This is a genomic window from Paenarthrobacter nicotinovorans (assembly GCF_021919345.1).
GTDB lineage: Bacteria > Actinomycetota > Actinomycetes > Actinomycetales > Micrococcaceae > Arthrobacter > Arthrobacter nicotinovorans.
This window is the reverse complement of sequence record NZ_CP089293.1, coordinates 1064521-1089535: the sequence shown is the minus strand read 5'-3', so window position 1 is coordinate 1089535 and position 25015 is coordinate 1064521. Positions and strand designations below refer to the sequence as shown.

Below are 25015 nucleotides of genomic sequence, written 5' to 3'. Positions count from 1 at the left end.
TCAGACTGCCTTTGTGTAGTCGGGCTCGTACGAGCAAATGGCGTCCACCTTGGCGGCGGAGGATGAGTTTTCGTCAAAACGGTGGCTGAGCCACTCTCCGACCAGCTTCTTGGCCAGTTCAAGGCCAATCACCCGCTGGCCGAGGGTGAGGACCTGTGCGTTGTTGCTCAGGACTGAACGTTCCACGGAGTAGCTGTCGTGCGCGGTGACTGCGCGGATACCGGGCACCTTGTTGGCTGCGATGGCCACACCCAGTCCCGTTCCGCAGATCAGCAGTGCCCGGTCCGCTTCGCCTTCTGCCACCTTGCGGGCAGCGTCAACGGCCACGTGCGGGTAGGCAGTGGAATCGTTGGGACCCACGCCGACGTCGGTCACTGACGCAACACGCGGGTCAGCTTCCAACAGGGCCAGGAGGGCGTTCTTGTATTCCACTCCGGCTTCATCGTTGCCGACGATGATGCGCCAGCCTGGTGTGTTGCTCATTCTGATGCTCCGTTTCCGGCCGCTGTGGAGGGAGCCGCGGCGGCCAGTTGTGAATCGATGTGGTGGGAGATCCTTGCGGCGATCAGGCCGAAGGACACTGCACCGGGATCAGGGTGGCCGATGCTCTTCTCGGCGAGGGGACGTGCGCGGCCCTTGAGCGGCCGGAGGTCAGCGGTATTGGCGGCAGCGGACTCGGCCGCTGCAGCGGCGACTGCCAGTGCGCGGTCAACGGGAGCTCCGCCGTCGAGCTCTGCAAGGAAGGCGTCCCGGAACGGCAGGAGGGCATCCACCATGGTCTTGTCACCGGGGTCGGCCTTGCCGAGTTCGGTGATGGCGCTGGTGAAGGCTTCCACCGCAGCGGCGGCATCCTTGGAACTGTAGGACTCCCGGTTTCCGAGCGACAACCCGGCTGCGATGACTGCCGAACCCCACAGCGCCCCCGAAGTGCCACCGGCCCGCTCACTCCACGCCTCACCGGCGCTGGCAAGAATCCGCGCAACGGAAGAACCGCTCGCAGCTTCTCCGGCCTGCGCGGCGGCATCCACGCCGCGGCGCATGCCGATACCGTGGTCGCCGTCGCCGGCGATTGCGTCCAGCTTGCCGAGCTCCTCTTCATGCTCGACGACGACGTCCCGCACCTGGGCGAGGACCGCTACGGCCTGCCGCCCGAGTTCGGCGGCAGCCGGGGTGGGCTGTTCGACGTCGACGGTTTCGGCGTCGTCGATGGCCGCAGCCGCGCGGGCTGCGCGCGGTGCCATGCTGCCCTTTCGGAAGGCGGGAGTGTCGGCGGGTGCTGCCCAATACTGTTCGAGTTCTTCGTCCAGCCACAGCAGCGTCAGCGAGAGTCCGGACATGTCCAGGCTGGTCACCAGCTCGCCGCATTCAGGTTCAACGACCGTCAGTCCTGCGGCACTGAGCAGTTTTTCGATCTTCCCGAACAGCAGGAAAAGTTCGTCGTATTTGACGGTGCCCAGTCCGTTGACGATCGCTACGACGCGGTCCCCTGCGTCCTCCGGCTTGTCGGCCAGCAGCTTGGACACCAGGAGATCGGCGAGCTCGGAGGCCGTGGGCATGGGGTGCTCGGAGATGCCGGGTTCGCCGTGGATCCCCAGGCCGAGGGACATCTGGCCGGCAGGGACATGGAACAGCGGATCCGTGGCTCCCGGGAGCGTGCAACCGTCGAACGCCACACCGAGGGAACGTGTGCGGTAGTTGGTCTTGATGGCCAAACGCTCGACGTCGTCGAGGTTCAGTCCTGCTTCTGCGGCGGCGCCGGCGATTTTGAAGACCGTGAGGTCTCCTGCAATGCCGCGGCGCTTTTCGATCTGCTCAATAGGCGCACTGGCGATGTCGTCGGTGACGGTGACCGTGCGGGTTTCGATGCCCTCGGCGTTAAGCCGCAGCTGGGCCTGGCCGAAGTGGAGGACGTCGCCGGCGTAGTTTCCGTAGCTGAGGAGGACTCCCCCGCCCGCATTTGCAGCCTTGGCCACGCGGTAGACCTGGCCGGCCGCCGGGGAGGCGAACATGTTGCCGCACGCCGAACCAGCCGCAAGGCCGGGTCCGACGAGTCCTGCGAAGGCCGGGTAATGCCCGGAACCTCCACCAACCACCAGCGCCACCTGGCCGGCGGGTACTTCGGTGGAGCGCACCACTCCGCCGTCCACCCTGGCTACGTAGCCGCGGTTGGCAGCGACAAAACCGTCGAGGGCTTCGTCGGCGAAGTCTGCCGGGTTGTCAAAGATCTGTGTCATTTCGCGGCTCCTGCCAACGCTGCCGCGGGCTGCTGCCGTCCCTGGGCGACCTGGCTCGTGCCCAGCGCATAGCCATGGGACTTCGGGAGGACGTGCCGGCGGAGGTATTCCTGGTTGCTCGCGGTCACGCTGAGGCCGTCTCCGCCGTAGTGCTCAGTGCAGAGGATGCCCTGGAAGCCCACCGAAAGCGCCACTTTGAAGGCCTCGCGGTAGTTGATGAGTCCGCTTTCCATCGGGGCAGGCATGGTGATGTAGCTGTCGCGGGCTACGTCTTCGTCGCGGATGTAGTTCTTCATGTGCCAGTAGTTGGAGTACGGGAGGGTCTTGGCCACCATTTCCCGCCAGTCCTCAATGGGCCTGTGCAGGCGGATCAGGTTGCCAAGGTCCGGGTTCAGGCCAACGTTGTCCAGGCCGATGTCCTGGACCAACTGAACGGAAGAGTCGGAGGTGCCCAGGTAGGTGTCCTCATACATTTCCAAGGAGAGCAGGATGCCGGCCTCTGCTGCGTGCTTTCCGAGTTCCCGGATACGGGAGACCGCGTTGCCCCATGCTTCCTTGTCCCCGACCGGATCCTTATAGCCCTCTACGGTCCAGAACCAGAGTTGTTTCTGCTGCTCGGCAGTGATGGCCTGGTGGAGTCCGATGGAGACAACTTCGCAACCGAGCTCTGCGGCGGCGTCGATGGTGCGGTGGCTGTAGGCGAGGTTGTCGGCCCAGTCCGTGGTGTGGATGACGCTGCGACGAATTGCTGAGATCACCGGCATCCCGATGCCCACATGGTCCGCGGTCTGCTTGAACTCGGCGAGGCGGTCCTTGCTGAGGTCTCCCGGACGGACCCAGCTGTCGGTCAGGTCGGCGTTCGCGAACCCTGCTTCCTTCACTTCCTGAAGGACTTCGGCCCAGACGGAAGCATCGGCGTCATTGATGTCCCGGCCCGTGCTGTCGGTGCCCGGGAACTGCAGGAGGGCCGCTGTAATGGGCCAATTCTCGGCGGTATACGCCATGATGATCACTCCTTCGTGGAATCCTGTTTCCTATAGGATTTACGAACAGAGAGGAACTGTCAAGACTTTTCGGAAACTTCCTAGATCCTATATGTCATACATATGTCTGTGAAGGGGGTCACAGGATCTGGTGACGGGGCGCTGCGGGCATGCGCGTGCGGTCAGCGGGCAAGTCCATGCCCGAACCAGACGCGGGCCGGTTAGTCCGCCGGCGTGGGCCGGTTAGTCTGCCGGCGCGTCCGCGATCGCCCGGCCGCGCACCTTTTCCACGTGCTCGGTCATTTTCTGCGCGGCTCTCTCCGGGTCGCCGCTCATCATCGCATCAAGCACAGCCTGGTGCTCGGAGATTGCCTGCTCAGCATCCGTGATGCCCACTCCCCCGAACAGCCTGAAGCGCTGAATCTGTCCGCCCAGGGTGTTATAGGCCGCCAAGAGGAACTGGTTGCTGGCCTGGGCCGCAATGAGCTGGTGGAATCGCTCGTCCGCTTCGAGATAGTTGCGGTATTCAGCGAACGTCCCGCCCCTGGGAGCTGTCTTCAAGTCCTCCACAGCCTGCTTCAGTGCTTCCAAGCCCTCCGGGGTCATGCGGGCACACGCCAGGCGGGCGTTGACGGGCTCAATTGAGAGCCGGGCTTCCATCAATTCGGCGAAGTCTTCGCGGGTGAAGACCGGCGCCACCCGGTAACCCTTCAGCGCGACACGACGCACCATCCCCGTATGCTCCAAGCGGGCCAGCGCCTCACGCACCGGCGTCGGCGAAACGTCCAGTTCCCGCGCCATTCCGTCGATGCTGACGGCAGCTCCGGGCTCCAACCGGCCGTCCATGAGCCATTCGAGCAAGGCTTCATACACGTGGTCGGCCAGGACTTGGCGACTGACAGGAAAGCCGGGGCGGGCGACTGCCGGCGAAGGTTGAGACATGCCACAAATCCTATAGGAACGCGGACCCATGGCCGATAGGGAGACGTCGTCACATTGCGCTGGATGCCGGTAGTTAAGGTGACCGGTACTTAAGGCACGACGCCGGCACGCACCACTGGAAACGAGTGGTGAGTGCCGGCGTCGTGGCGTGCTGTGGGTTAGTTCGCGTAGAACGGGTAGTCCGTGTAACCCTCGGCGCCGTCCGCGTAGAACGTCGAAGCGTCCGGTTCGTTCAATGGCAGGCTTTCACGCCAGCGGCGGGCAAGGTCCGGATTCGCGATGGCGGGACGGCCAACCACTACGGCGTCGGCGAGACCTTCTTCGATGATGGCGAACGCTTCATCGCGGGTAGTGATCTCGCTAAAACCGGTGTTGACCAGGAAAGTGCCGTTGAAACGCTCGCGAAGATCCTGGACCAGCGCACCCTTGGGCTCGTGGTGCAGGATGCTCAGGTACGCGAGGTTGAGCGGAGCGATGGTGTCCACCAGCACTTCGTAGGTGGCCCGGACATCGGTGGCATCCGTCTCGGCGATCCCCTGCACGTTGTGCTCCGGGGAGATCCGGATGCCGACGCGGTTGGCACCCAAGGCTTCCACCACAGCGTTGACGGTCTCGATCACGAAGCGTGCGCGGTTCTCGGGAGAACCACCGTAGCTGTCGGTACGGACGTTGGAATTCGGGGCAAGGAACTCGTGCAGGAGGTAACCGTTGGCGGAGTGGAGCTCAACGCCGTCGAAGCCTGCCTCAATAGCGTTCTTCGACGCTGTGACGATCTCCTGGATCACTCCCGGGAGCTCGTCAGTGCGGAGTTCACGCGGCACGGGGTAGGCCTGCTTGCCCTGCGGGGTCCGTACCTCACCGTCAATGGCTACCGCGCTGGGAGCCACGATCTCGTGGCCACCAGTGATGTCGGCATGCGAAACCCGGCCGCCGTGCATGATCTGGGCGAACATCCGGCCACCCTCTGCGTGAACGGCATCAGTCACCTTTTTCCATCCGGCAATCTGGTCCTCGGTCACGAGGCCAGGCTGCCCCGGGTAGGACTGGCCTGCCGGCGTCGGGTAGGTTCCTTCGCTCACGATCAAGCCCAAGGAGGCGCGTTGACGGTAGTGCTCGGCGATCAAGGAACCAGGCACACCCTGTTCACCGGCGCGGAGTCGGGTCAGCGGGGCCATTACCAGTCGGTTGGAAAGTTCAAGCTCGCCGAGGGCCAAGGGGGAAAACAGCATGCGCAGTTCCTTTCAGAATGAAACAGGTTCATTGCGCACAACTGCATGGCGTCTGCAACTATTCCGACTGAGTGGCAGATCACATCCTCGTTGCCGCTCCTGCTTCGCCAGGTCCCCCCGCTTGCTGATCCAGCAACGCATTCACTCTGCGGAGGTAGGAGCCCCAGTAGCGGCGGTATTCTTCTCCTTCCAAGGAGAAGTCACCAGAAACTTCAAGGTCGCTCTCAATGGTCAGCCGGGATCCGCCTCCGGTGCCCTCCAGCCTGTACCTCGTCAGCATGTCAGGGCCGACCGGCACCCGCGGGCGGGTGACGGCCAGCTGCTCCGGAACCTCTTCGACGACTTCCAGTACACCAACGTAGCCGTTGCGGTAGAAGAAACACTGAAGTTCGCCCGGCCCATCCGGAATAGCCGGCACGGACAGGGCGTGGTACACGCCGTCCTCCAAGGAGAGGGACGATTCAGCAGGGCGAATGACGGCCCACACGGCGGACGGTGAGTGTGCAAAATCCTCGGAGGCAACGACGGTGGTCGTCGTCGACTCCCGCGCGATGGCCCCGGGAGACCCAACAGCGCACCCGGCCTTGCTTTTCCGCCCAAGCAACACCCCCTGAACGAAGGTCAGCAACAGGCCACCGACCACCAAGGCAAGAACAGGGATGCCTCGGTTGTCGTTGCGCTGCAGCATGGATGCACCAAGGACACTAAGGGACACCAGCCCTGAGAGCGCCAGCACCGCAAAATAGCCAATAACAGTACTTTTCACAGGGATAGAGTGTCACGGCCACGCGCCCAGCCCGGGCTGACACACGCCGCCGCTGTTACTTGGTCAGCTCCCGCATGGACTCGTCGAAGCACTCACAGAGGGCAAGGACGGCCACCAGGTGCGCTTCCTCGGCATGTGGGGGGTCCGTGTTGATGTTGATGGCTTCACTGACGGATTGGGCCAGGTCCTTGGAGTCCCTGCCTGTCAGAGCCCACACCTTGGCGCCGGCGGCTTTGGCAGCGGTCGCGGCGTTGCGGAGATCGTCCGTAATCCCCTTGGCAGCCAGGAGCACCACGATGTCTCCCTGCCTGACCACTGAGGGAATTTGGTCACTGATGGTTTCCCCGGTTTCCTTGCTGGCGACGATGGCCGTGAACGAGCCGGGGCTGCCGTCGTGAGGATGCGCAGCGCCATGGGCGGTCAGCTCGGAGGTAAACCGGTCGGCTTCGTGGGCTGAGCCGTCGCTTCCGGCAGCGAACACACTGCCTCCCCGCAGGCGGACACGGGCCAGCTCTTCGCCCCACTCGGCGAGCCTGGACGACTCCCGGCGCAATGCCGCCACGGCCGGGCCGATCTCACCAAGGTGGCCAAGGACGACGTCGACCGCATGCCGGTTCGCCTTCGACTCCGTACCGCGGATCGCCTGACCTGTCCGTCTCACCACAATGCTCACTTTCCTACCTCCGCTTCGTCGTTGAAACTACAGGTTCCTTTCATCCTCACGCGTCGAGCCGTCGCGCCTGCTCCGGTCGCGTGTGAGTCGCTCACCCTCAGCCAGATTGGAGCGGTCAGATGCGTCGGCACGGTCCCCGTCATGGGAACCGTTTACGTCCTCGGCACGGTCCGCGCCGGCAGTGCCGCGGTCGTTTGCGCGGCTGGCATCGGCGGGTCGGGCCGAAGCGGCATTCGGATCAAGCTTTTCGGCATGCCGAAGATGTTCCTCGACGCGTCCGTGCGCTTCGTCGGCCTTTTCCGCGTGCTTTTCGGCGTCCATACGAAGCCGGTTCGCTTCGGCTTCAGCTTGCAAAGCATTGGCCTCGGCTTGGGCAGCATCCGCTTTGGCTTGATGGGCGCCAATGGCTTCTTCCTGCGCCTTTTCGCGCAATTCCTCGGCCCTGCGATGGTTGACTTCGGCCTTCTTGCGGCGTCCGACGACGACCGCGAAGATCACAGCGGCGATGACCACCACGGCCAGCACGATGATCAGTACCAGTTGTCCTGTATCCATAAGGATTACCTCCCTGGTGAGCGGGCTTCTGTGGGCGCCGCTCGCGGCCCTCGCTGTGCTTAATATCCGAGTCGTACCCAGATCGGGTTATTCCTAAACGTTTCCGGGTCCGGCTCTCCTTTATGGTAGCTAGTTATCAGGTTACTTACTAGTTTCAGCTGCCGGTCTCCTCCGGATCTTCCCTGGCGCGCTTCGCGTCCGGCGTCTCCCCGGAGTCATCCGGGACAAAAGTAGGGTCCAGTTCAGTTGTGAAGTCGCCCGATCCGGCGGTGCCTTTGTCAAGTTCGACGGCGGCAGGCGCCGCTTGCCCGGACTGTTCCGCTGGCGTCTCTTCAGCCTTGTTTGCTTCCTCGCTCATGGCCTCAATGTAGGCTTCGCCGGGGAAGCCTGTCGAGAGCGGGCGACCTTGTGCCTCGGCATGATCTCTGTTTCGCTGGGAAGGTCTCCAGAAGAGCGGGACCCACCCCCAGCAGCACAGCAGGGAGATCCAAAAGTGAAAGCAGTGACATGGCAAGGCCGGCGCTCACTCAGCGTCGAAGACGTTCCGGACCCCTCCATCCAGGAGCCCACGGACGCGATTGTCCGCATCACCTCCACAGCCATCTGCGGCTCGGACCTTCACCTGTATGAAGTCCTGGGACCGTACATGCATAAAGGCGACGTCATTGGCCACGAGCCCATGGGCATCGTGGAAGAAGTGGGATCCGGGGTCCATCGCCTCAAGAAGGGCGACCGCGTGGTTGTCCCCTTCAACATTTCGTGCGGGCACTGCTACATGTGCAACCTCGGCCTGCAGTCCCAGTGCGAAACCACTCAGGTCAAAGCAAAGGGTTCTGGAGCGGCTCTGTTTGGCTATTCCGAGCTGTACGGCTCCGTTCCGGGCGGACAGGCCCAGTACCTGCGAGTGCCCTTCGCGGACTACGGCCCCGTGAAAGTGGACTCGGACGCGCCGGACGAGCGCTATCTTTTCCTCTCCGATATTTTGCCCACCGCGTGGCAGGCAGTGGAGTACGCCAATGTTCCCGAAGGTGGAACCCTGGCGGTCCTGGGCTTGGGACCGGTAGGCCAGTTTGTCACCAGAATCGGCCTGCACAAGGGCTTCCGGGTCATTGGCGTCGATCCCGTTCCGGAACGGCGTGCCATGGCAGAGTCGCGTGGTGTGGAAACACTGGACTACAGTTCGGACGTTTCCGGAAAAGTCCGCGAGGAAACGCTTGGCCGGGGGCCCGACGCCGTGGTTGACGCCGTGGGCATGGAAGCGCATGGCTCCCCGGTGGCTTCCTTCCTTCACCGGGCAGTATCCCTCCTTCCGGACAAGCCCGCACAGGTCGCCATGGAGACCATGAGTGTGGACCGGCTTGCCGCGCTCCACACGGCCGTGGATATGGTCCGCCGCGGTGGCACCATTTCCTTGAGCGGCGTCTACGGCGGCCAAGCCGACCCCATGCCCCTCATGACCATGTTCGATAAGCAGATCCAGCTCCGCATGGGTCAATGCAATGTACGCAGCTGGATGGACGACCTGCTCCCGTTGGTAGAGGACGACGCCGATCCCCTGGGAGTGATGAACCTGGTCACGCACACCGGTGGCCTGGATGAGGCGCCTGCGCTCTACGAGAAGTTCCAGAAGAAGCAGGACGGCTGCATCAAGGTGGTGCTGAAGCCCTGACGGCGGGACGGGTATCCCGGACGCCTACGCCAGATGCTTTCCGCCCGTGACACCGATGACCGAGCCCGAAATGTAGCTGGAATCCTCGGTGGCCAGCAACACATAGGCAGCCGCGAGTTCGGCGGGCTGTCCGGCCCGGCCCAGCGGAATGCCCAAAGGGGACTCCCCCCGTTCTTCGTGGGCTGGGTTCTGCGCGGGCGGGGCGGACGGTTGCGCCGTTGTTCCTATGTCCCCGGGAGCAACGGCGTTGACGCGGATCCCCCGGGGTCCCAAGGCTTCGGCCAAGGAAAAAGTCATGCTGTTGACGGCTGCTTTGCTGGCGGCAAAGTCGATCAGCCACCGGCCGGGTTGGTAGGCCTGGTATGAGGAAGTGTTGATGATGGCAGCCCCGGGCTGCAGATGCGGCAGTGCAGCCTTGCAGAGCCAAAACAGGGCGTAGACGTTGGTTTTGAAGGTCCGGTCGAACTGTTCGTTGCCCAGGTCTTCAAGACCATGGCTGGTAAAGAGCTGATAGCCGGCATTGTTCACTAGGACATTGAGTCCGCCGAATTCAGCAACGGTCTGCGCTACGGCTTCCTGGCAGAACTCCTCGTCCTGCAGGTCACCGGGAAGGGCGAGCGCCCGGCTTCCGGCGTCTTCGATGAGTTTGACGGTTTGCTCGGCCTCCTGCTCATCCTCCGGAAGATACGTAAAAGCGACGTCGGCGCCTTCACGGGCGTAGGCGAGCGCCACGGGCGTAGGCGAGCGCCACGGCCCTGCCGATACCGCGTTCACCGCCGGTGATCAACGTGCGCATGCCCATCATCCGGTGGTGGCCAACATAGTTGCGCTCGCCGTAGTCCGGGCGGGCAATCGCGGCCTCAGCCCACCCATGGTCCTGGAGCTGAGGCCCGCTGGCTGCGGCCGGGTTTGCACCGACAGGAGCTTCGGATTCCTGGGCGTCGTCTTCGGGAGGATCCTCGGAAGGGCGGATTACCTGGTTCACCAAGGCCATCGCAATGTCCTCGTCCAAGTCCGTTTGTCCCGATTCCCCATTCGGGGTGTCCTGAACCATGGCTTCAGTGTAAGCATCCTGGCCGCTGGCGGAGTACGTTCAGGAAGTACCCAGAATTGCTCGTTAGCCTAGCAATTGTCAGCGTTGGACTACATCGAAGGAGATCCCATGGGACTCGGAGACAAGATCAGCAACAAGGCACAGGAAGTCACCGGCAAGGCCAAGGAAGCCTTGGGTGACGCCACGAACAACGAGAAACTGCACTCCGAAGGTGTTGCCGACCAGGCAGCAGCCAAGACCAAGCAGGCAGGCGAGAACGTCAAGGACGCCGCGAAGGACGCCTTCGACAAGTAAGCCCCACAGCTCGACCAACAAACGCAGAACACACAGCAGAACGCCCCGGCTCCCCCAAAGGAAGCCGGGGCGTTCTGCGTCGGCCAAGCAGGTAGCAATCAATGCCGCCGGTTTCTGATAACCGCGTCGGCCGCTCCCCGTTGGGTGGGTCCGGCTACTTTTGAGCGGGAAGGACCAGGCCGCCCGACTTGTCCGTGGACAAGGCGAGGGACGAGATGTACTGCGGTTCGCCGTCGGGACCGTCCTGGCCGGAGCGGAGCATGTCGGGGCGTTCGAACTCCAGGCCTGTGACGTGGCAGAGGAGCTTGGCGTCGCTTGGGTTGCCGTCGGCGTCGAACATCGGCAGCTCGATGCCGTCGTCGGTGCGGCGCAAGTAGTAGCGGCCCTTGGTCGCCAGAGCCAGCACCGGCGGCAGCACCAACGCCAGGCCCACAGCGAAGATCGGCGAGAACGGCTGGACGGCGGAGCCGAAAGCACCGAAGAACACCGCGATGGAAACTCCGGCGGAAACCAGCATGGACACGAAGCCCACCGGGTTCACGGCGTACAGCATGCCGCGCCGGAATTCCGGAACCTTGGGCGAGATCTTCAGCAGGTACTTGTTGATGGCGATGTCCGAGGCTACCGTGACCACCCACGCCATGGCGCAGTTGGCGTAGAAGCCCAGAATGGTGTTGAGGAACTCGAACATGTTCGACTCCATGAGGATCAATGCGATCACCAGATTCACCACCACGAACACCATGCGGCCCGGGTAGGTCTTGGTGATGCGGGTAAAGGAGTTGGTCCAGGCAAGTGATCCGGAGTAGGCGTTGGTCACGTTGATCTTGATCTGCGAAATGACCACCAGCACCACGGCCAGGGTCATGGCGAGCCAGGCCGGCATCATCTCTTCGTAGACGCCCAGGAACTGGTGGACCGGCTCATTGGCGTGGACTGCGGCTGCGGGGTCGAGCTTGGCGATGAGGTAGATGGCGATGAACAGGCCGATGATCTGCTTGATGGCGCCGAAGATCACCCAGCCCGGCCCGGCGAGGATCACTGCACGCCACCAGGCGCCCTTGTTTTCGGCGGTCTTGGGCGGCATGAAGCGCATGTAGTCGATCTGCTCGGCGATCTGGGCCATCAGGGACAGACAGACGCCTGCGGCCAGCATCACCGACGCCAGGTTTGGTCCGCCGTCGCCCGAAGCACCGGTGAACGCGAAGAAGGCGTCGATGCTCTCAGGGTGTGAAAGAAGAAGGTAGCCCACCGGAACCACCATCAGAAGGAGCCATAGGGGCGTGGTCCATACCTGCAGCGTGGCCAGGGTCTTCATCCCGTAGATCACCAGCGGAATGATGATGATGGTGGACACGGCATAGCCGATCCACTGCGGAATGCCCAGGCCCAGCTGGAGGCCCTGGGCCATGATGGAGCCTTCCAGGGCGAAGAAGATGAACGTGAACGTGGCAAAGATGATGTTGGTGACCACCGAGCCGTAGTAGCCAAAACCGGAGCCACGGGTGATGAGGTCAAGATCGATGTTGTACCGGGCCGCGTAGTAGGCAAGCGGAAAACCTGTGGCGAAGATGATCACTGCGGCCACGATGATGCCGAAGATGGCATTCACCGTCCCATAGGCAATCCCGATGTTCGCTCCAATGGAGAAGTCGGCCAGGTACGCAATTCCACCCAGGGCGCTGGTTGCCACCACGCCGGCGCTCCACTTCCGGTAGGAACGCGGTGCGAACCGGAGCGTGTAGTCCTCCAGGCTTTCTTTCGCTGCGCTCATTGCGTCGGCGTTGCCTGACGCTGGAACGGTTGAGGTGCCGTTGACGACGGCGGGGCCTGCCGCCGTCGTCGGCTCCAGCGTTGCGGTACTCGTCGTGTCGTCGCTCATGCGGGCTCGCTTTCTTCGTGGGTCCTGGGCTCGTCCACGACGCTAGTCACGCAGCGCGTCAATTCAGTCACGGGCGTGTTTCGCAGTTGTAACTTCTGCATCAGGGCTACCAAAGCTTCCATCACCAAAATCCCGGATCACCCTTTGTGCGCACCCCACAAAATGTCCTTCCACCTGCACGGATACCGTCGAGGACATGACCCACGCACCCCAGGAAAAGACCGTCCACGCCATTCTTGACACCGCCCGTCGGCAGGTCCTGAAACGCGGCGAGGGCCTGAACGAAGACCAGCTTGTCGAGATTCTGCGGCTGCCTGACGACGCCATCCCGGCGGCCCTGCAACTCGCGCACGAAGTTCGGCTGAAACACTGCGGCGAGGACGTGGAGGTGGAAGGCATCATCTCCATCAAGACCGGCGGCTGCCCTGAAGACTGCCATTTCTGCAGCCAATCCGGGCTGTTCGACTCCCCCGTCCGCGGGGTCTGGCTGGACATCCCGGAGCTCGTCAAGGCAGCCAAGGAAACCGCCGCGACAGGTGCCACGGAGTTTTGCATCGTCGCCGCCGTTCGTGGCCCCGACATCAAGCTCATGAACCAGATCAAGTTCGCGATCGACCGCATCAACGAGGACGTGGACATCAACATCGCGTGCTCCCTGGGCATGCTCACCCAGCGCCAGGTGGACCAGCTGGCCGGGTGGGGCGTGCACCGGTACAACCACAACCTCGAAACGGCCCGCAGCTACTTTCCCGAGGTCGTCACCACGCACAGCTACGAAGAACGCCTCGAAACCTGCGCCATGGTCAAGGCTGCCGGCATGGAACTCTGCTGCGGCGCCCTGATCGGCATGGGCGAATCCGTGGAGCAACGCGCCGAACTGGCCACCCAGCTCGCCGCCCTTGAACCGCACGAAGTCCCCCTGAACTTCCTCAATCCCCGCCCCGGAACGCCTTTGGATAACCAAGGGATCATGGACGGCAAGGACGCCCTCCGCGCCATCGCCGCCTTCCGCCTCGCCATGCCACGCACCGTGCTCCGCTACGCGGGAGGACGCGAACTGACGCTCGGCGACCTTGGCACCCGGGAGGGTCTCCTCGGCGGGATCAACGCCGTCATTGTCGGCAACTACCTCACCACCTTGGGCCGTCCTGCCAACGCCGACCTCAATCTCCTGGTGGAGCTGAACATGCCCATCAAGGAGCTCCAGAAGTCGCTGTGAGGGCCGCGGTGCCGCCCGCCTACTGCGGGCACTGCGGAGGTGAGGGCCCGACGTCGGACGCTCACCAAAGCTGCCGACAGCAGTTGGTGATGGAGCCGCCGCGCTATTGCCCGGCGTGTCGGAGGCGCATGAAGGTCCAGGTCACGCCGTTGGGGTGGACGGCCGAGTGTTCACGCCACCCCCTCACGAGTTTTTGTACAGATAATGCTCCTAAAAGCGCTCCATAAGGCCATTATCTGTACAAAAACTCCCTGGGTAGAGTGGTCTTATGGGCGAAAGCCGGGACCTGTTGACACCGGAGCAGCGCAGCCGCAACATGTCCAAAATCCGGGGAAAGGACACCAAACCGGAGTTGCTGGTCCGCAGGCTCCTGCATGCCAAGGGCTACAGGTATCGCCTGCACGGCCAATCCGGCGGATCAAAGCTCCCCGGCCGGCCCGATCTGGTGTTCGCCGGCCGCCGCAAGGTCATCTTCGTCAACGGCTGCTTCTGGCATTTCCACGACTGCAAGGCCGGCCTGCATGCTCCTGCCGCGAATGCGGACTTCTGGGCGGCCAAGCGTTCCCGGACCCGGGAGCGGGATGCCCGGCAGCGGGAGCAACTCGGTGCGTCCGGCTGGCAGGTGCTGACGGTCTGGGAATGCGAGCTGAAGGATCTTCCGGTTCTCGAAAACCGCTTGACGGATTTCCTGGGCAGGCGCGCCGGCTACGGCCTGGAGGACGTTGAGGGGGCAGACTCGACGGGGTGATCGGAGCCAACACTGTGTGATCCCTGCTCCCAGAGAGCATAGGCCGCGGTCCCGCCGATGCCGAGGAGGATCGCCAGGCAAAAGGCAATAGTGACCATCAGCCCAGGCGATGGGCGAGCACTGCTGTCCACGCTTTTCCCCTCTCCTTGGTAGACGCTGGAAGGTCCCCCGGATCAGGGATTTCTTCTGTTCGACCTACTCTGCGGCCCGGGAATCAAGACTCCCTCTGAGTCCGCTCAAGATTGGATCAAGCTTTGCTTTTATGGCACTTCCGCTGTTCCACGGGTTCTACTGTTGAAGCGTGAATCGATTGTTCGGAGGCGGGAGGGGTTTGGTGTCTGAGTATGACGAGTGCACAGACGCCTTGGTGGATCACACCGTTCTCACTGGACTCCAAGCCGAGCTCGGCGGCGACCCCACCATCATCCACGCGTTCGTTCGCAATTACGTGGCCCTGCTGCCCTGGCGGGTTTCCCGGCTGCATCGCGCCCTGGACAATCTCGACATCGAAGACGCCATGGACGCGGTCTTGAGCTTGAAGACGTCCAGCCATATGGTGGGGGCGATCTGCATGGAGCGCCTGGCGACGGAACTGGAGATGAGCATCCGGCTGCTGCCCACTGCCGATCACCTGCACGAACTGACGGATCAAGTCCGTGCGATCGAGAACTTCGTCTTCGGGACCATCCGGGAGCTGGAAACCCCGATTCCGTAAAATTCTTCACCTTAATGAAGAAAACCATTGACTCGCTAAAAATCTTCACTATAGTTGTGTGAGTTAGCTCACCAACGAAGGATGCGGCAATGACCACCGAGACTCCTGCCCCACCAGCCACCAGCGAACTGCTGGCGACTGTAGGAAACAAGGTGCGCACCATGCGCAAGGCAAAGGGCATGACCCTCGCCCAACTCTCGGACATTACAGGCCTCAGCCAGGCAATCGTCAGCCAGATCGAACGCGGCATGGCCAACCCTTCCTTCACCACGTTGGCCCAGCTGGCCCACGGCCTGGACATCCCCGTAGGGAGATTCTTCATAGGCCAGGACGAATCAAAGTCCCCCGTGGTCCGCAGGTCCGATCGACGCAACCTGAAGAACGTCACGCGCGAATCCGTCGGTGAAGCAGTACATGAACTGCTCACCCCGAACCGCGATGGAAGCATCGAAGCACAGTGGATCAGCACGCCCCCAGGGCACGACACCAGCGACACCCCTTTTACCCACAGCGGTGAAGAGTTCTGCTACATCATCTCCGGCCGTAAAGACGTCTATTTGAACGGCGTCTGCTACAGCCTCGAAGAGGGCGACTCCATCACCTACTCCTCAGAGATCCCCCACTGGTACAAGAACAGCTACGAAGAGGTATGCGTAGCCATCTGGGTCAACGCACCACACGCGTGGTAACCCTGCCGCCGTACAACGGCGCCGGCGTTTTCCCTTAACCGTCCGGGCACGAACACGTGGCCGCTGACACTCCTTGCCACTTTCGCATCAAACGCCTCCAACGGGCGTTCCTGCGTCATACCCTCCCACGCCCTCCCGGGCGTCAGCGTAAGGACACTTCCATGCTCGACATCCAAACGGACAACGTAGTCCCCTCACCCAAAACCCATGAATCCACTGCCGTGAAGAACGCCAGGTTCACCCCGGAAGTCCGTAAGGGCCTCCTCGGACTTGGCCTGGGCAACGCCCTTGAATGGTACGACTGGATGGTCTTCGGCCTCCTGTCAGCCTTCATCGGCCCCAACTTCTTCCCCAATACCGATCCCCTCTCGGCAACGCTGAACGCCTTGGCTGTGTTCGCCGTCGGGTTCGCTTTCCGCCCCTTGGGCGGCATCCTCCTGGGCACGCTGGCGGACCGGATCGGCCGACGACGCGTCATGCTCCTGTCCATCATGCTGATGGCAGGCACCACCCTAATCATCGCTATCACCCCGAGCTACGCAACCATCGGCCCTGCCGCCGGCATCATCCTCCTGGTGTGCCGCGTCCTGCAGGGAATCTCGACCGGCATCGAAGCTCCGCTCTCCACGTCCCACGCCGTGGAACTGGCACCAGAAGGCCGCGAAGGGTACGTCGCAGGCATCATGTCCTTCTATGTGAACATCGGCATCCTCATGGCCTCCCTGGTCAGCTTCCTCTGCAGCCTGGTCATCGGCGGGACCGCCATGGGCGAGTGGGGTTGGCGGGTCCCGTTCATCATCGGCGCCCTCTTCGGCTTCGTGGTCCTCTACCTCCGCCGTTCCCTCCCGGAAACCCTCAAGCAGGAGGAAATGGCAACCAACACCCCCCGCGCAGTCTGGAAGGGCGTCGGCAAGCACTGGTTGTCCGTCCTGGCCATCATCTTCGTGGTGGGCGCGGCACAGGCCTACAACTACGCCTGGAACGTAGGCCTCCCCAGCGCCGCCCGCAGCGGATTCAAGGAAGATCCCACCGCTGTATTCGCCCTGACCACCATCCTGGGCGTCATCCTGGTCATTGGCAGCTGGGTCATCGGAAAACTCGCCGACGGCAAAGCGATGTCCACCTGGTTCCTGGTCACCCGCATCCTTGCCATCCCCGCGGTCTTCCTGATGCTGCTCTACGTACAGCCGGGCATCGGAGGCTTCGCGGCAGTCCTCCTGGGCGGCTCGATCGTTCTGGTGCTCAACATGACCCTCTACAACGTGGTCAGCTCCTCCCTGATGCCCAAGAACATCCGCGGCACCGGCGTAGCCCTCGGCTACGGCATCGGTGTGGCCCTCTTCGGCGGAACCGCCTCCTACCTCCTGGTCTGGTTCCAATCACTGAACCTCAGCTGGATCTTCCCGGTCTACGTGGCCGTCCTGTCCATCCTCAGCATCGTTTTCTACATCGCCGCCCGCCGCAGCAACGGCATCTTCGTCGGCAAGTAAGGACTTCACCATGAACCCGCTCGAACACCACACGTCCCTCGAACTCAGCACTTCGACGGCGGACCTCACCGCCCCGGTCATCTCCCGCTCCGATGTCCTCGTCGTAGGTGGCGGGCCCGCCGGTGTGGCCGCCGCCGTCACCGCAGCGCGCTCCGGCGCGAAGGTCACCCTGCTCGAACGCTACTCATCCCTGGGTGGCCTCGCCTCCGGCGGCATGGTCCTTGTCCTCGACGACATGATCAACGGCCAGGAAATCACCGTCACCGGTATCGTCTCCGAGTACGTCGAACGCCTGCAGAAGCTGGGCCTGGCCATCGTCCCGCCGGCCGATGACCGCAAGACCTCCGAGGAACTCTGGAACAAGTGGGGGCGCTTCGGCACCTTCGACTTCCACTCCCACACCAACCCCAAGCCCATTTGCTACGCCGCCGCCTTCGACCCCGACGGCTGGAAGCGCGTATCCAACGACCTCGTCCGCGAAGCCGGAGTGGACCTCCGCCTGCACTCCTGGTTCTCCCGTCCCATCGTGGACAACGGCGTGATCAAGGGCGTCATCTGCGAAACGAAACTTGGCCCGCAGGCCTTCATGGCCGACGTCGTCATTGACACCACCGGTGACATCGACGTCGCATCCCGTGCCGGTGCCAGCTACGCCAAGGACAACTACCTCACCACCTTGGTCTTCCGCCTCGGGAACGTCGATACCAACGCGGCCGAAGCCTTCGAGCAGGCCAATCCGAAGGAAGCCCGCGCCATCAACCGCAAGATCAAGCGCCTCCTCGGCGGCGCCTGGGAACTGTGGTGGCTCAAGACCCCCATCGACGGCGTCGTCTGGTGCAACGCCCCGCACATGACCGGTTTCGACGGTGTCGACCCCGCCGACATGACCGCAGCAGAGTTCGCTGCCCGCGACCGGATCTCCGAGGCCGTGGATTACGTCCGCGCCAACCTCCCGGGCTTCGAAAACTGCTACATGCTGGACGTCGCCTCCCAGATGGGCGTCCGCCAGACCCGGCTCCTGCAAGGCGAATACGTCATGACCAAGGACGACGTCACCCAGCGCCGCCACTTCGCAGACACCGTGGCACGCGGCCGGGACTACTACTACCCCTACCGTTCTTTGCTGCCCAAGGAAGTGGACCAGCTCCTGGTGGCCGGACGGCACTACTCGGCAACGCCCGAGGCCCAGAAGATGTCCCGCGAGATCCCGCCCTGCATGGCCATGGGCCAAGCCGTTGGCGTCGCGGCGGCTCTCGCCGTCGAGAACAACGTCCTGGTCCGCGATGTCGCGGCAGCGGACATCCAGCAGGGCATGCGCCGCCACGGTGCAGACCCGGGCGACGTCCCGTCGTCGAACGCCACCGTCGACTCCGAAGCAGCGGTGCCGGCATGAGCACCGTGACCCTGGAACAAGCAGAACACACGACGGCGGCACACGCCGCAGAGTCCCGGGCACCCATGCGGCTCCCCCTGGACGGCATCAAGATCGTGGACTTCACCCAAGTGTTCATGGGCCCGTCCTGCACCCAGCTGCTGGGCGACTACGGTGCCGACATCATCAAAGTGGAGCGGCCCGGCGCCGGCGACATTTCCCGTAACTCCTTCCCGGACCAGGACGGGCAGGACAACCCGATCTTCCTGTCCATCAACCGGAACAAGCGCAGCGTCTCCGTAGACACCCGCACTGATGAGGGACGCGAGGTACTGCACCGGCTCATGGCCGACGCAGACGTCGTGGTCAGCAACTTCCGCTCAGGCGTCATGGAACGCATGGGCTTCGGCTACGAGGAACTCAAGGAGAAGAATCCTGGCATCATCTGGGCTTCCGGCACAGGCTTCGGCCCCGAAGGACCCTACTCCCACAAAGGCGGCCAGGATGCGATCGCCCAGGCCTATTCCGGCGTGATGTGGCGCCGCGAGTCCGAAGACGCCAAGCCGGCCATCTACCCCACCACCCTGTGCGACTACATCACCGGCATGCACCTCATGCAGGGCATCCTGCTGGCGCTGCGTACCCGGGAGACCTCGGGCACCGGCCAAAAGGTGGAAGTGACCATGTACGACTCCATGCTGCACCTCCAAATGCAGGAAGCATGCATGCAGCTGAACCGCGGCTACGAGGTCAACTGGGGTGCCATGCCTTTGAGCGGAGTCTTCGAAACCACCAACGGCGCCGTGTGCATGGTGGGTGGCTTCACCCCGGACCCGTTGGCCCGGATCTCCAATGCGCTGGACCTCGACGAGGACCTCACCGAACGGCCCGGGTTCGCCACCTTGGAACAACAGTTCAAGAACAAACCCGCCCTCCAGGCAATCTTCCGGGAGCACTTCGCCACGAACACCACCGAATACTGGACCGCGAAGCTTGAGGAACAGGGCCTGCTGAACGCCCCCGTGCACACCTTGGAGCAAGCGCTCGCCGACGCACAGACCGAAGCCAACGGGATGATCGTCGAAGCTGAACATCCGACGGTGGGCACCGTGAAAATGCTGAATGCTCCCATCCGGCTCTCCGCCACCCCTCCCACCATCCGCAGGACAGCACCCCGGCTGGGCGAGCACAACGTCGAGGTCCTGCTGGAAAACGGCTTCGATGAGGAAACCATCGAACGCCTGCAGCAGTTGGGAGTCCTGCGATGAGCGTCGTGGTTGAAGAAACCGTGGACGAGGTCACGCTGACGATCACCGGTGGAGTCGCCACCGTGGTCATCGACCGGCAGGGCGTGCTCAACGCCGTGGACGGCGCCACGCACGCACGGCTCAACGAAATCTGGGCCCGGCTGGAGGCAGATCCATCCGTGCGGGCCGTGGTGATCACCGGCGCCGGGCCTCGCGCGTTCTGCGTTGGCGCCGACATGTCGGCAGAGGCAGTGGACAAGACCGGGCTGGAATACTGGGCAGGATTGGACCCCAACGGCTTCGGCGGCCTCAGCCTCCGCACCAGCCTGGACATCCCCGTCATCGCCCGGGTCAACGGGTATGCCTTGGGCGGCGGCATGGAAATCGTGCTCGGCGCAGACATCGTGGTGGCGGCCGATACCGCGAAGTTCGGTTTGACCGAACCCCGGGTCGGGCGCTTGGCGCTCGACGGCGGCATCCATCAACTGGTGCGACGCATCCCCTACACGCAGGCCATGGGAATGCTGCTGACCGGACGCAAGGCCGATGCTGCCGAAATGCGTTCCATGGGGCTCGTCAACGAGGTGGTACCCGCCGAGGAACTCGACGCCGCAGTCCAGCGCTGGGTGGAGCAGATCCTTGCCTGCGCGCCCACTTCGGTCAAAGCCGTCAAACAAATGGTCAGCCGGACCGGCCACCTCACGGCCAAGGAAGCCCGGGGCTTGCGTCTTCCTGCCCTGATGGCCGCGCTGGACAGCGAGGACTCCGCGGAAGGCGTCCGGGCCTTCCAGGAGAAGCGTCCGCCTGTGTGGCCCGGCCGCTGAGTAAGCGCCCACCAACAGCCACTTCAGGCACCACAGCACCGCATTTGCACTGAAAGGAACCACATGCCTCTCTCTTCTGCGCCCAAAAACCGTGAATCCCTCCCGCCCGGCGTATGGGGCGTTGTCGCCACGCCGTTCCAAGGCAGCACCCTGGACGTGGACCTGGACAGCCTCGCCGGACTCGTGGAGCACTACGAGGCCATAGGGACGACCGGCCTCACTGTCCTGGGCGTCTTCGGCGAAGCGGCCTCCCTGACACCGCAGGAACGCCGCGATGTCCTGGAAACGGTCATCGACAGCACCGCCCTTCCGCTGGTGGTGGGCAGCACCGCTCTGGCCACCCGGCCGGCCATCGAAGAGGTCCTGGCCGCACAGCAGATCGCCGGCCCGCGCCTTGCCGCGGTCATGGTGCAAGCGAACTCGCCCCGCGCCGAAGCAGTCATCGCCCACCTTGATGCCATCCACCGGGCAACAGGGGCGAAGGTTGTCCTGCAGGACTATCCCCTGGCCAGCGGTGTCAGCATCCCGACACCGGCATTGATCACTGCGGTCAACGCCTGCGCCTCGGTCATCGCAGTCAAAGCCGAAGCCCCGCCCACCAGCGTGGCCATCGCGGAGCTGCGGGCCGCCGTCGGGGTTTCCATCTTCGGCGGCCTGGGCGGCCAGGGCCTCCTGGATGAACTCCTGGCAGGCGCAGCCGGTGCCATGACCGGTTTCTCTTATCCGGAAGCCCTCATTTCCTGCGTGCGGGCCTGGCAGGACGCCGGATATGCAGCCGCCGAACGCGAACTGCAGCCGTACCTGCCGCTCATCAACTTTGAGCAACAGGCGAAAGTTGCCCTCGCTATCCGCAAGGAATGCCTTCGCGAGCGCGGCATTATCAAGGACTCCGGCGTCCGTGCACCGGCGGCCGGATTCCCGGACGTGCTGCGCGAGGCCATGAACGTGCACCTGGCAGAAGCCGCTGCCGCACTGGCAGCACACACCACAGCAGGGAGCATCTGATGGATCTGGGCATCGCAGGAAAGACAGCGCTCGTAGCGGCCTCGACAGGCGGGCTTGGGTTGGCCGCTGCAGGGGCACTGGCCGCCGAAGGCGTCCGGGTGGCAGTGGTGGGCAGGCGGCGTGAGCGGGCCAAGGAAATCGTTGCCGAACTGCAGGCCGCCTACGGCACGGGAATGCTTGGCAGCACCGGCTTCGACGCGGTCGCGATCGAAGCTGACCTGGGCACTGAGGAAGGCATCGAATCCGCCGTGGACCAGACCGTGGCAAACCTCGGCCCGATCGACATCCTGGTCCTCAACGGTCCCGGGCCCAAGCCCGGCGCCGCCGCGACCCTGAGTTCGGCGGACATGGCAGCGGCTTTCGACCTCCTGGTCAAACCCCATCACGCCCTGGTCTCCAGGGTCTTGCCGGGAATGCGTGAACGCCGCTGGGGACGCATCCTGGCCATCGGTTCCAGCGGGGTCACTGCCCCGCTCCCCAACCTGGCGGTGTCCAACACCGGTCGTGCCGCGCTTGCCGGCTACCTCAAGACCCTCGCGGCCGAAGTCGCCTTGGACGATGTCACGGTGAACCTGCTCCTTCCCGGCAGGATCGCCACGGACCGCGTTGCCCAACTGGACCAGGCCGCCGCCAAACGCCGGGGTACCACGCTGGAGGACATCCAGCTCGAATCCCGCAAGACCATACCCGCCCGACGGTATGGAGAACCTGCCGAGTTCGGTGCCGCCGCAGCCTTCCTGTGCAGCGCACCGGCGTCGTACATCACCGGAGTCGCGCTCAGGTGCGACGGCGGCCTGATCCGCAGCCTGTAAACCATCTACCTAAGGACCGACATGACCTCCACGACTTTTGATACCAGCCTCACAACCGGCGGCACCCCCGGACCACACCTCACCGCCCAGCACCTCATCAACGGCCAATGGCTCGGCGAGGCCGGAACCAGGCGGATGAACCCGGCCCGTCCGGATGAGCTCGCCGCGCTCTCCCCCAGCGGCTCCGCCCAGGACGTGGACGCCGCCATCACGGCCGCTGCTGCCGCGCAGCCTGCGTGGGCCGCCCTGCCCGCACCGGCTCGCGGTGCCATACTGATCGCAGCCGGAAACCTCCTCCTCGACCGCCAGGCCGCCATTGCCGAGGATCTGGTCCGTGAAGAGGGCAAGACCCTGGCCGAAGCCAAGGGCGAAGTGAAACGGGCTTCCGACGTGCTCCGCTTCTTCGGCTCCCTGGGCTGGGCCGCCACGGGTGAAGTCCTGCCCAGTGGGCTTCCTGACACCACCATTACCACCCGCCGCGAAGCATTGGGCGTTGTCGGGCTCATTACGCCTTGGAACTTCCCTATCGCCATCCCCGCCTGGAAGACCGCACCGGCCCTCATCAGCGGCAACACCGTGGTGATCAAACCCGCCGAGCTCACTCCCCTCTCAGCCACGCACCTTGCCCGCGCCCTCCAGGATGCGGGACTCCCGGCAGGAGTCTTCAATGTGGTCCACGGCAAGGGCCGCATCGTGGGCGACGCCCTGGCCCGGGATCCACGGATCGCCGGACTGTCCTTCACCGGCTCAACCAAGGTAGGCCTCGGGCTGCAGGAAATCCTCAACGCACGCCGGGCCCGCGTCCAGTTGGAAATGGGCGGCAAGAACGGGGTCCTGGTGCTGGACGATGCCGATGCCCGTAAAGCCGCGCAGGTGGTGGCCGCCGGGGCATTCGGGCTGACGGGCCAGGCGTGCACGGCCACGTCGCGCGTCTATGTGACACCCGGCATCCGCCCTGCCTTCCTGGAAGCCCTCGTAGCGGAAGCGGCCACCTACAACCCCGGGGACGGCCTTGGCGGTGTTGATTCGGGCGAAGCCCGGATGGGCGCTGTGGTGAGCAGGCAGCAGTTCGAGCAGGACCAGGACGCGGTGCGGACCGCCGTCGAACGCGGCGCGACGCTCCTGCACGGACAGTACGACGGCGACCCCACCGGTCCGCTGTTCCTCGCACCGGCCGTCCTCACGGACCTGCCGTTTGACGACGCCGCAGTCACGGAGGAGATTTTCGGTCCGGTAGTGGCCGTGCTCGAGGTTGCCGACTACGAAGCGGGACTGGCCGCCATCAACGATTCCCGGTACGGCCTCACGGCAGGAATCTGCACGGACTCGCTGGCGTTGGCCAGCGACTTTGCTGCACGGGCACAGGCCGGAGTTGTGAAAGTGAACCGTCCAACAGCGGGCCTGGACCTGAACGTTCCCTTCGGCGGAGTCAAAGATTCCTCCACCAACACGTTCCGCGAACAAGGCCGCTCCGCGCTGGATTTCTTCACTTGGGGCAAGACCGTTTACACAGGGGTGTAGCCCGCCATGAGCTACGTGATCGCCCAGCCGTGCGTGGATGTGAAGGACAAAGCCTGCATCGACGAGTGTCCGGTCGACTGCATCTACGAGGGTGACCGTTCACTGTATATCCACCCCTCGGAGTGCGTGGACTGCGGGGCCTGTGATCCGGTGTGCCCGGTGGAAGCGATCTACTACGCGGACGACGTCCCGGATGAGTGGGCAGACTATGTCCGGGCGAACGCCGAGTTCTTCGAGGATCCGGCCCGCGACCATCCTGTGGTCGCGGCCGAGCCCTTGCGGATTGCCTAGTTGTTGTTGACGGCCGGGGCGAGCCGGTACCCGACGCCGCGGACCGTCTCGAGCCACCGCGGACCCTGGATACTGTCGCCCAGCTTCTTGCGCAGGTTGCCCATGTGCACCTCAACGGCACGTTCGTCCGCGTCGCTGACGTAACTGCCGACGTCGTAGGGTTCGTTGCGAAGGCGACGGGCGAGGTCGGCTTTGGTCCGCACGATCCGGCCGGTTTCCAGGAGCGCCAGCAACAGATCGAACTCTGTGCGGGTGAGCTTCAACTCGGTGCCGTTAAGGATTGCCGTGCGGGAACCGGCCGAAACGGCCAGTCCGTTGTGGATCATCTCCGGATCCGCTTCTTCCGGCGCGCTCTTGGTGTCCGACGACGCACGCGGCCTGCGCATCATGGCCTCCACCCGGGCACGCAATTCGCGCGGCCGGAAAGGCTTGGTGAGGTAGTCGTCGCCACCAGCCTCCAGGCCCATGAGAGTATCGAGTTCCTCGGCGCGGGCCGTGAGCATGATGATGTAGGCGTCGGAGGACTTACGGATCTGCCGTGCGACCTCGAAACCGTCGATGTCAGGAAGGCCGAGATCCAGGGTGATGACGTCCGGGTTGAGTTCGCGGGCCGACGTCACACCGGCAGAACCCGTCGACGCCGTGTGAACATCAAATCCTGCTTGGGAAAGAACTACCCGCACCAACTCGCGAATATCCTGGTCGTCTTCAATGACCAGCCCCACACGTACTTCACTCATCGCTGCCCCTCAGCCCCTTCGATAACCTCAGAAGTATATCCGTTATGGTTAGGCTGATCTC

26 protein-coding genes and 1 pseudogene are annotated in these 25015 nt (G+C 63.7%); 15 read left to right on the top strand and 12 right to left on the bottom strand.

The genetic code is table 11. The features are described from left to right. The 9 genes from JMY29_RS05200 to JMY29_RS05160 all read right to left on the bottom strand — a co-directional run bounded on the left by JMY29_RS05200 (window position 1) and on the right by JMY29_RS05160 (window position 7740). The gene (locus JMY29_RS05200; RefSeq protein WP_039240134.1) at window positions 1–483 is read right to left on the bottom strand and encodes a ribose-5-phosphate isomerase; all 483 of its coding nucleotides are present in this window, start codon (window positions 481–483) and stop codon (window positions 1–3) included. Continuing rightward, the gene (dhaL, locus tag JMY29_RS05195; RefSeq protein WP_189075994.1) at window positions 480–2234 is read right to left on the bottom strand and encodes a dihydroxyacetone kinase subunit DhaL; all 1755 of its coding nucleotides are present in this window, start codon (window positions 2232–2234) and stop codon (window positions 480–482) included. Before dhaL ends, JMY29_RS05200 begins: the two co-directional genes overlap by 4 nt. Beyond that, on the bottom strand, window positions 2231–3238 hold the full coding sequence (locus tag JMY29_RS05190; RefSeq protein ID WP_189075995.1) for a sugar phosphate isomerase/epimerase family protein: 1008 nt from the start codon (window positions 3236–3238) through the stop codon (window positions 2231–2233). The genes dhaL and JMY29_RS05190 overlap by 4 nt, the downstream gene beginning before the upstream one ends. Before the next feature lie 222 nt (window positions 3239–3460). Beyond that, window positions 3461–4159, bottom strand: coding sequence for a GntR family transcriptional regulator (locus JMY29_RS05185; protein WP_189075996.1), 699 nt, complete (start codon window positions 4157–4159; stop codon window positions 3461–3463). Between the two features lie 158 nt (window positions 4160–4317). Then, window positions 4318–5388 (bottom strand): alkene reductase, encoded by a 1071-nt coding sequence (locus tag JMY29_RS05180; protein ID WP_055974438.1) that lies wholly within the window; start codon window positions 5386–5388, stop codon window positions 4318–4320. Between the two features lie 79 nt (window positions 5389–5467). Then, on the bottom strand, window positions 5468–6154 hold the full coding sequence (locus JMY29_RS05175) for a hypothetical protein (protein WP_189075997.1): 687 nt from the start codon (window positions 6152–6154) through the stop codon (window positions 5468–5470). 55 nt (window positions 6155–6209) lie between these two features. Next, on the bottom strand, window positions 6210–6794 hold the full coding sequence (locus JMY29_RS05170) for an SIS domain-containing protein (RefSeq protein ID WP_039240495.1): 585 nt from the start codon (window positions 6792–6794) through the stop codon (window positions 6210–6212). A 60-nt stretch (window positions 6795–6854) separates the two neighbouring features. After that, window positions 6855–7382 carry a hypothetical protein gene (locus JMY29_RS05165; RefSeq protein WP_055974429.1) on the bottom strand — a complete coding sequence of 176 codons (528 nt, stop codon included), beginning with the start codon at window positions 7380–7382 and terminating at the stop codon, window positions 6855–6857. A gap of 154 nt (window positions 7383–7536) precedes the next feature. Beyond that, entirely contained in the window at window positions 7537–7740 is a 204-nt protein-coding gene (locus JMY29_RS05160) for a hypothetical protein (protein ID WP_189075998.1), read from the bottom strand. Between the two features lie 135 nt (window positions 7741–7875). Between JMY29_RS05160 and JMY29_RS05155 the strand changes: the two genes are divergently transcribed. Beyond that, window positions 7876–9051 (top strand): zinc-dependent alcohol dehydrogenase, encoded by a 1176-nt coding sequence (locus tag JMY29_RS05155; protein ID WP_110505854.1) that lies wholly within the window; start codon window positions 7876–7878, stop codon window positions 9049–9051. Window positions 9052–9075: 24 nt separating this feature from the next. On the opposite strand, the pseudogene JMY29_RS05150 reads toward JMY29_RS05155, so the two are convergent. Beyond that, window positions 9076–10105 (bottom strand): annotated as a pseudogene (locus JMY29_RS05150) (SDR family oxidoreductase). A 108-nt stretch (window positions 10106–10213) separates the two neighbouring features. On the opposite strand from JMY29_RS05150, the gene JMY29_RS05140 reads away from it, so the two are divergent. Continuing rightward, complete coding sequence (locus tag JMY29_RS05140; protein WP_189075999.1) at window positions 10214–10399, top strand: CsbD family protein; 186 nt, start codon at window positions 10214–10216, stop codon at window positions 10397–10399. A 154-nt stretch (window positions 10400–10553) separates the two neighbouring features. On the opposite strand, the gene JMY29_RS05135 is transcribed toward JMY29_RS05140, so the two are convergent. Further along, window positions 10554–12281, bottom strand: a complete 1728-nt coding sequence (locus JMY29_RS05135; RefSeq protein ID WP_189076000.1) for a purine-cytosine permease family protein — start codon at window positions 12279–12281, stop codon at window positions 10554–10556. A 196-nt stretch (window positions 12282–12477) separates the two neighbouring features. Here JMY29_RS05135 and bioB point away from each other — a divergent pair, with 196 nt between their 5' ends. The 13 genes from bioB to fdxA all read left to right on the top strand — a co-directional run bounded on the left by bioB (window position 12478) and on the right by fdxA (window position 24214). Further along, window positions 12478–13500: a biotin synthase BioB gene (gene bioB, locus JMY29_RS05130; RefSeq protein ID WP_189076001.1), complete on the top strand. Its 1023-nt coding sequence runs from the start codon at window positions 12478–12480 to the stop codon at window positions 13498–13500. Beyond that, complete coding sequence (gene bsaP / locus JMY29_RS21015) at window positions 13497–13727, top strand: biotin synthase auxiliary protein BsaP (protein ID WP_456153853.1); 231 nt, start codon at window positions 13497–13499, stop codon at window positions 13725–13727. The genes bioB and bsaP overlap by 4 nt, the downstream gene beginning before the upstream one ends. A gap of 41 nt (window positions 13728–13768) precedes the next feature. Continuing rightward, window positions 13769–14248: a very short patch repair endonuclease gene (locus tag JMY29_RS05125; protein ID WP_079581183.1), complete on the top strand. Its 480-nt coding sequence runs from the start codon at window positions 13769–13771 to the stop codon at window positions 14246–14248. A 334-nt stretch (window positions 14249–14582) separates the two neighbouring features. Further along, window positions 14583–14963, top strand: coding sequence for an Hpt domain-containing protein (locus tag JMY29_RS05120; RefSeq protein WP_018777108.1), 381 nt, complete (start codon window positions 14583–14585; stop codon window positions 14961–14963). A gap of 89 nt (window positions 14964–15052) precedes the next feature. After that, window positions 15053–15652 carry a helix-turn-helix domain-containing protein gene (locus JMY29_RS05115; protein ID WP_018777107.1) on the top strand — a complete coding sequence of 200 codons (600 nt, stop codon included), beginning with the start codon at window positions 15053–15055 and terminating at the stop codon, window positions 15650–15652. A 161-nt stretch (window positions 15653–15813) separates the two neighbouring features. Continuing rightward, window positions 15814–17142: an MFS transporter gene (locus JMY29_RS05110; RefSeq protein WP_018777106.1), complete on the top strand. Its 1329-nt coding sequence runs from the start codon at window positions 15814–15816 to the stop codon at window positions 17140–17142. 10 nt (window positions 17143–17152) lie between these two features. Next, window positions 17153–18535, top strand: a complete 1383-nt coding sequence (locus tag JMY29_RS05105) for an FAD-dependent oxidoreductase (protein ID WP_055974408.1) — start codon at window positions 17153–17155, stop codon at window positions 18533–18535. Beyond that, the gene (locus JMY29_RS05100) at window positions 18532–19782 is read left to right on the top strand and encodes a CaiB/BaiF CoA transferase family protein (RefSeq protein ID WP_189076002.1); all 1251 of its coding nucleotides are present in this window, start codon (window positions 18532–18534) and stop codon (window positions 19780–19782) included. Before JMY29_RS05105 ends, JMY29_RS05100 begins: the two co-directional genes overlap by 4 nt. After that, window positions 19779–20585: an enoyl-CoA hydratase-related protein gene (locus JMY29_RS05095; protein WP_189076003.1), complete on the top strand. Its 807-nt coding sequence runs from the start codon at window positions 19779–19781 to the stop codon at window positions 20583–20585. Before JMY29_RS05100 ends, JMY29_RS05095 begins: the two co-directional genes overlap by 4 nt. Window positions 20586–20648: 63 nt before the next feature. Beyond that, the gene (locus JMY29_RS05090) at window positions 20649–21590 is read left to right on the top strand and encodes a dihydrodipicolinate synthase family protein (protein WP_189076004.1); all 942 of its coding nucleotides are present in this window, start codon (window positions 20649–20651) and stop codon (window positions 21588–21590) included. Beyond that, window positions 21590–22402, top strand: a complete 813-nt coding sequence (locus tag JMY29_RS05085; RefSeq protein WP_189076005.1) for an SDR family oxidoreductase — start codon at window positions 21590–21592, stop codon at window positions 22400–22402. Before JMY29_RS05090 ends, JMY29_RS05085 begins: the two co-directional genes overlap by 1 nt. A gap of 21 nt (window positions 22403–22423) precedes the next feature. After that, a complete protein-coding gene (locus JMY29_RS05080) occupies window positions 22424–23923 on the top strand; it encodes an aldehyde dehydrogenase family protein (protein WP_189076006.1) in 1500 nt (499 codons plus the stop codon). A gap of 6 nt (window positions 23924–23929) precedes the next feature. Beyond that, window positions 23930–24214, top strand: coding sequence for a ferredoxin (gene fdxA, locus JMY29_RS05075; protein WP_055974393.1), 285 nt, complete (start codon window positions 23930–23932; stop codon window positions 24212–24214). On the opposite strand, the gene JMY29_RS05070 is transcribed toward fdxA, so the two are convergent. Beyond that, on the bottom strand, window positions 24211–24954 hold the full coding sequence (locus JMY29_RS05070) for a response regulator transcription factor (protein ID WP_018777098.1): 744 nt from the start codon (window positions 24952–24954) through the stop codon (window positions 24211–24213). The two genes, fdxA and JMY29_RS05070, sit on opposite strands and share 4 nt — an antisense overlap. Between the last annotated feature and the right edge of the window lie 61 nt (window positions 24955–25015).

Coding starts and splice junctions, on each gene's coding strand:
- JMY29_RS05200 (WP_039240134.1), bottom strand. CDS start 483: ATGAGCAACACACCAGGCTGGCGCATCATCGTCGGCAACGATGAAGCC.
- JMY29_RS05140 (WP_189075999.1), top strand. CDS start 10,214: ATGGGACTCGGAGACAAGATCAGCAACAAGGCACAGGAAGTCACCGGC.
- JMY29_RS05095 (WP_189076003.1), top strand. CDS start 19,779: ATGAGCGTCGTGGTTGAAGAAACCGTGGACGAGGTCACGCTGACGATC.
- JMY29_RS05090 (WP_189076004.1), top strand. CDS start 20,649: ATGCCTCTCTCTTCTGCGCCCAAAAACCGTGAATCCCTCCCGCCCGGC.
- JMY29_RS05100 (WP_189076002.1), top strand. CDS start 18,532: ATGAGCACCGTGACCCTGGAACAAGCAGAACACACGACGGCGGCACAC.
- JMY29_RS05070 (WP_018777098.1), bottom strand. CDS start 24,954: ATGAGTGAAGTACGTGTGGGGCTGGTCATTGAAGACGACCAGGATATT.
- JMY29_RS05135 (WP_189076000.1), bottom strand. CDS start 12,281: ATGAGCGACGACACGACGAGTACCGCAACGCTGGAGCCGACGACGGCG.
- JMY29_RS05080 (WP_189076006.1), top strand. CDS start 22,424: ATGACCTCCACGACTTTTGATACCAGCCTCACAACCGGCGGCACCCCC.
- JMY29_RS05110 (WP_018777106.1), top strand. CDS start 15,814: ATGCTCGACATCCAAACGGACAACGTAGTCCCCTCACCCAAAACCCAT.
- fdxA (WP_055974393.1), top strand. CDS start 23,930: ATGAGCTACGTGATCGCCCAGCCGTGCGTGGATGTGAAGGACAAAGCC.
- JMY29_RS05115 (WP_018777107.1), top strand. CDS start 15,053: ATGACCACCGAGACTCCTGCCCCACCAGCCACCAGCGAACTGCTGGCG.
- JMY29_RS05105 (WP_055974408.1), top strand. CDS start 17,153: ATGAACCCGCTCGAACACCACACGTCCCTCGAACTCAGCACTTCGACG.
- bioB (WP_189076001.1), top strand. CDS start 12,478: ATGACCCACGCACCCCAGGAAAAGACCGTCCACGCCATTCTTGACACC.
- JMY29_RS05125 (WP_079581183.1), top strand. CDS start 13,769: ATGGGCGAAAGCCGGGACCTGTTGACACCGGAGCAGCGCAGCCGCAAC.
- JMY29_RS05085 (WP_189076005.1), top strand. CDS start 21,590: ATGGATCTGGGCATCGCAGGAAAGACAGCGCTCGTAGCGGCCTCGACA.
- JMY29_RS05190 (WP_189075995.1), bottom strand. CDS start 3,238: ATGGCGTATACCGCCGAGAATTGGCCCATTACAGCGGCCCTCCTGCAG.
- dhaL (WP_189075994.1), bottom strand. CDS start 2,234: ATGACACAGATCTTTGACAACCCGGCAGACTTCGCCGACGAAGCCCTC.
- JMY29_RS05160 (WP_189075998.1), bottom strand. CDS start 7,740: ATGAGCGAGGAAGCAAACAAGGCTGAAGAGACGCCAGCGGAACAGTCC.
- JMY29_RS05180 (WP_055974438.1), bottom strand. CDS start 5,388: ATGCTGTTTTCCCCCTTGGCCCTCGGCGAGCTTGAACTTTCCAACCGA.
- JMY29_RS05185 (WP_189075996.1), bottom strand. CDS start 4,159: ATGTCTCAACCTTCGCCGGCAGTCGCCCGCCCCGGCTTTCCTGTCAGT.
- JMY29_RS05165 (WP_055974429.1), bottom strand. CDS start 7,382: ATGGATACAGGACAACTGGTACTGATCATCGTGCTGGCCGTGGTGGTC.